Annotated in this window: 4 protein-coding genes and 3 pseudogenes; 3 read left to right on the top strand and 4 right to left on the bottom strand. The window is 60.7% G+C overall.

Annotated elements, in window-relative coordinates:
• A pseudogene (locus JDV09_RS24930) lies at window positions 1-143 on the bottom strand (IS3 family transposase); the annotation flags it as partial.
• A 49-nt stretch (window positions 144-192) separates the two neighbouring features.
• Between JDV09_RS24930 and JDV09_RS24925 the strand changes: the two are divergent.
• From JDV09_RS24925 to JDV09_RS24915, 3 genes and pseudogenes are all read left to right on the top strand, one after another.
• Window positions 193-618 (top strand): annotated as a pseudogene (locus JDV09_RS24925) (IS1634 family transposase); the annotation flags it as partial.
• A gap of 101 nt (window positions 619-719) precedes the next feature.
• Complete coding sequence (locus tag JDV09_RS24920) at window positions 720-1,049, top strand: IS3 family transposase (RefSeq protein WP_221371825.1); 330 nt, start codon at window positions 720-722, stop codon at window positions 1,047-1,049.
• 12 nt (window positions 1,050-1,061) lie between these two features.
• The gene (locus tag JDV09_RS24915; protein ID WP_221371826.1) at window positions 1,062-1,538 is read left to right on the top strand and encodes an IS3 family transposase; all 477 of its coding nucleotides are present in this window, start codon (window positions 1,062-1,064) and stop codon (window positions 1,536-1,538) included.
• Here JDV09_RS24915 and JDV09_RS24910 read toward each other — a convergent pair.
• The 3 genes and pseudogenes from JDV09_RS24910 to JDV09_RS27035 form a co-directional block, all read right to left on the bottom strand.
• On the bottom strand, window positions 1,481-1,879 hold the full coding sequence (locus JDV09_RS24910) for a hypothetical protein (protein ID WP_221371824.1): 399 nt from the start codon (window positions 1,877-1,879) through the stop codon (window positions 1,481-1,483). The genes JDV09_RS24915 and JDV09_RS24910 overlap by 58 nt on opposite strands.
• Before the next feature lie 21 nt (window positions 1,880-1,900).
• Complete coding sequence (locus tag JDV09_RS24905) at window positions 1,901-3,172, bottom strand: O-antigen ligase family protein (protein ID WP_221371823.1); 1,272 nt, start codon at window positions 3,170-3,172, stop codon at window positions 1,901-1,903.
• 166 nt (window positions 3,173-3,338) lie between these two features.
• Window positions 3,339-3,491, bottom strand: a pseudogene (locus JDV09_RS27035) (IS3-like element ISTesp3 family transposase); the annotation flags it as partial.

Below are 3,491 nucleotides of genomic sequence, written 5' to 3'. Positions count from 1 at the left end.
AGCTGGGTGGCCACCCGCTGCACGGTGCCCTGCGTGGTGCCCAGCTCGGCGCGCAGGGCTCGCACCATCCGGACCGCGGCGGCCTTCTCCTCGGGGCTGTAGCGACGTGTCGTGGGCTTTCCAGCAGACTGTTCCTTCGGCATACCTGCATCCTCGTTTCCAAGGTCAGGAGCAGAACCAGGGCGATTCACCTTGACCGGCGAGACCAAGTCGATCGACCGCGACCTGGAAGCCAAGGCGCGCGCCCTGGCCGGCTGGAAGGGCTACACCACCAACCTCACCGACCAGACCCCCGAGTTCGTCATCGGTGCCTACCACCACCTGTGGCGCATCGAGAAGAGCTTCCGCATGTCCAAGCACGACCTGCAGGCCCGCCCGATCTACCACCACAAACGCCAATCCATCGAAGCCCACCTGACGATCGTGTTCGCCGCCATGGCACTGACGCACTGGATCGAGCACCGAACCGGCTGGAGCATCCGACAATTCGTCCGGACCCTACGCCGCTACCGCACCGTGCAAATCCAAGCCGGCACACAGACCCTGACCGCCGCCGACCCCCTACCCACCGACATCGCCGAAATCCTGGCCAGGCTCGGCAGCCTCAATGCGCGCTAACTTGGCCCGAGTCGGGACTGGGCCTGGACTACCGCTGTCCCCGCCGTTTGGTGATCAAGGTGACAAGAGCCGTATGAATCGAGAGGTTCACGTACGGATCTGTGGGAGCCGGAGGGTGTGACTCCCTCCGGCTACCCGACCTGGAACGCCCGGCCAGCGCGGCGGCGCGCCGCCGGGAGGAACTCAAGTGCAAGATCACGGCGCTGTTCGACTTTTTCGGCGCCGTCTACGGGTATCGCCGCATCCACGCCGAACTGGTCCGCGGCGGCGAACACGTCGGCTCGGAACTGGTGCGCACACTGATGCGCGAGTTGAATCTCGTTGCTGTGCAGCCCAAACCGTACAAACGGACCACCATCGCCGGCAAGGCGGCCAGCTCGACACCGGATCTGGTGGCCCGTGATTTCACCGCGCAGCGCCCCGGGGTGTAACTCGTCGGTGACATCACCTACATCCGCACCTGGGCCGGCTGGCTGTATCTGGCCACCGTGATCGACTGCCTCAACAAAGAAGTGATCGGCTACGCGATGGCCGATCACATGCGCACCGAACTGGTCACCGACGCCCTGGAGATGGCCGCCCGTAACCACGTCCTGGAGCCGGGATGCATCATGCACACCGACCGCGGAACGCAATACACCTCGACCGAATACGCGAAGACTATCGGCGAGCTTGATATGCGGGCCTCACTGGGGAGGACTGGTATTTGTTGGGACAATGCGCTCGCGGAATCCTTTTTCGCGAGCCTGAAGAATGAACGGGTGCACCACATGGTGTACCCAACCAGTAAGAAAGCGAAAGCCGATATTGCCCGCTATATCGAACTGTTCTACAATCGACGCAGACTTCACTCCGGCCTGGGCTACCGCACGCCGCACGAAGTCCGCATCGAATACATGAATTCACAGCCCGCGGCATAAAACCCGCGAAACCCGCAGTCCAAAAAACGCGGAGCAGCCCAGTGGGCCTCGTCGTCGCCGCGGGTGTAGTCGGTGGTGGTGAGGATCGCACGCGCCAGCGATTGCGCGGTGTTGAACGCGGCGATGCGGATGGCGTGGTGGATCAGTTTGGTCTCGATGTCGAGGACCTGCTGACCGGGGTGAAGCTGAGCCAGGGGTAACCGGGCGGGTATCGCCTGGTGCGCGGCGATTGCCGTGTCGAGTTCGGTTTCGGCGGTGTGCATATCACTGGGCGCACCAGCTGCAGTATTAACATCCAGATCGCCTGCGACCAGGGCGATCGGCTTCCCCGCCTTGCGCACGGCACGAGCCCCGCAGCGCCCTCACGGAACTCCCGGCGGTGCTTCTTCTGTTTCTCTGACATTGTTTTCCCTCGCCATCGCATAGCAGCCCAAGACCACTGCTATAGAACCCCACATTCTGAGGGTCTCCAGCCCCCCGTCGAGCTGGAAAAGCAGCAGTATCACTAAAAGCGACACGAGCGCCCTGATGCCGAAACCCTTCGCCCAACGCGCGATGAGGAAGAAGAATATCGCCGCGCCCGCCAGCCCGAAGAACGAGAGCGAGTTGGCGAAGGCATTGTTCAAAAGGTAGAGGCGGTGATCATCCACCCACGAGGATCCAAAAGACGAATAGACGATATCTATGTGCCTGTCCAGCGCGGGCTTCGCACCTATCCCGACTCCGAATAGCGGGTATTGCTCGATGCTTTTGAGCGCGACTTCGTAAGGCCCCAGGAACCGGACGAAAAAACTTGTATCCTTCCCGCTCAGAATATCCGCGAACCTGGTCGAGAACCGCATCAGTATGAGCGCGACGATCCCAAGCAACGGAACGCCCGCCGCGACGAGGCCGAAGACGGCATGCCCGGATGCCATGCGATCGAGGAACCATGCGAGCGGAAGCGCCAACAGTACGAACGGGCTACCCAAGAACAATATGGCGAGGATCGTGCATATCAGCATCAAGATAAAGCGCCTGCGCAATGATGACAGGACATACCATCCTGCTCCGAAGATTACAAACCCCGAGGCTACGTGCGAAGGCTCCGCCGTGAACAGTTTCGGCCGCACGAACCCGTAGATGTTCAGGTCGCGCACGTCGTCAACGTAGAGAAGCTCCTTTAGGAAAACCACATGCCTGAACGCATCGCTCAATTCCCGGATCGGCGAGAAAATCGTCTCCAGAATCATGCCGACTACGATGAACATCAACCACAGGAAGAGCGTCTTTCGCACCGTTTTCGGATAGACTATGGCGCAGAGCACGATGTGTGCGCAGCCTAGAGCCACGATTATCTGAAGCCATGAGGTCAGGCGCTTTTCGAATAACACCGCCCCGCTTCCCCCTGCCACGAGCGAGACGGTAAGGAAGAACACTAGCCAGCCAAGCCAAAAGAGGCTGCGCATGTGTGGGACCATGTGTGGGACCAGGAACATAGCACCGGCTATCACCAGAACTCCAGTGGCCGGGCGCCCGCCTACATGAAAGCCGAAATTGGTATAGATCCCTGCCAGGCAAAGATTCAAGCCGATTACGAAAGTCAACCCCCCTTTGCTTTGGCGGTCATAGGACGCCGAGGCAAGTTCAGTCATTTGCTTGTTATACGCTATATTTCGGCGGATAGCAGAAGGGTAGTGTATTTAACCAGTTCAGCGATAGTGTGTGGGGCGGTAGTGGTGTTGCGCGTCGCGGTGGATGAGGATGTCGGCGTCATCGGCGTTGGGCCGTGCCCCGATGTAGTGGACACGGGATTTGTGGTTACGCGGCTTCGGGCAGCGTAGCGGTTGTCAGGGTCCTTTCGTAGGTCGCGGGGCTGGAATGGGCGCAGCGGGAGTGGCGTCGTTTGGTGTTGTAGCGGGCCAGCCATCGGAAGACCTCGCGGCGGCAGGCCGCTGCGTCGATCCAGCAGCC

The sequence above is a fragment of the Mycolicibacterium xanthum genome (assembly GCF_019710635.1).
GTDB classification, from domain to species: domain Bacteria; phylum Actinomycetota; class Actinomycetes; order Mycobacteriales; family Mycobacteriaceae; genus Mycobacterium; species Mycobacterium xanthum.
The sequence above is the reverse complement of the archived record's forward strand: the minus strand, read 5'-3'. Positions and strand labels throughout refer to the sequence as shown.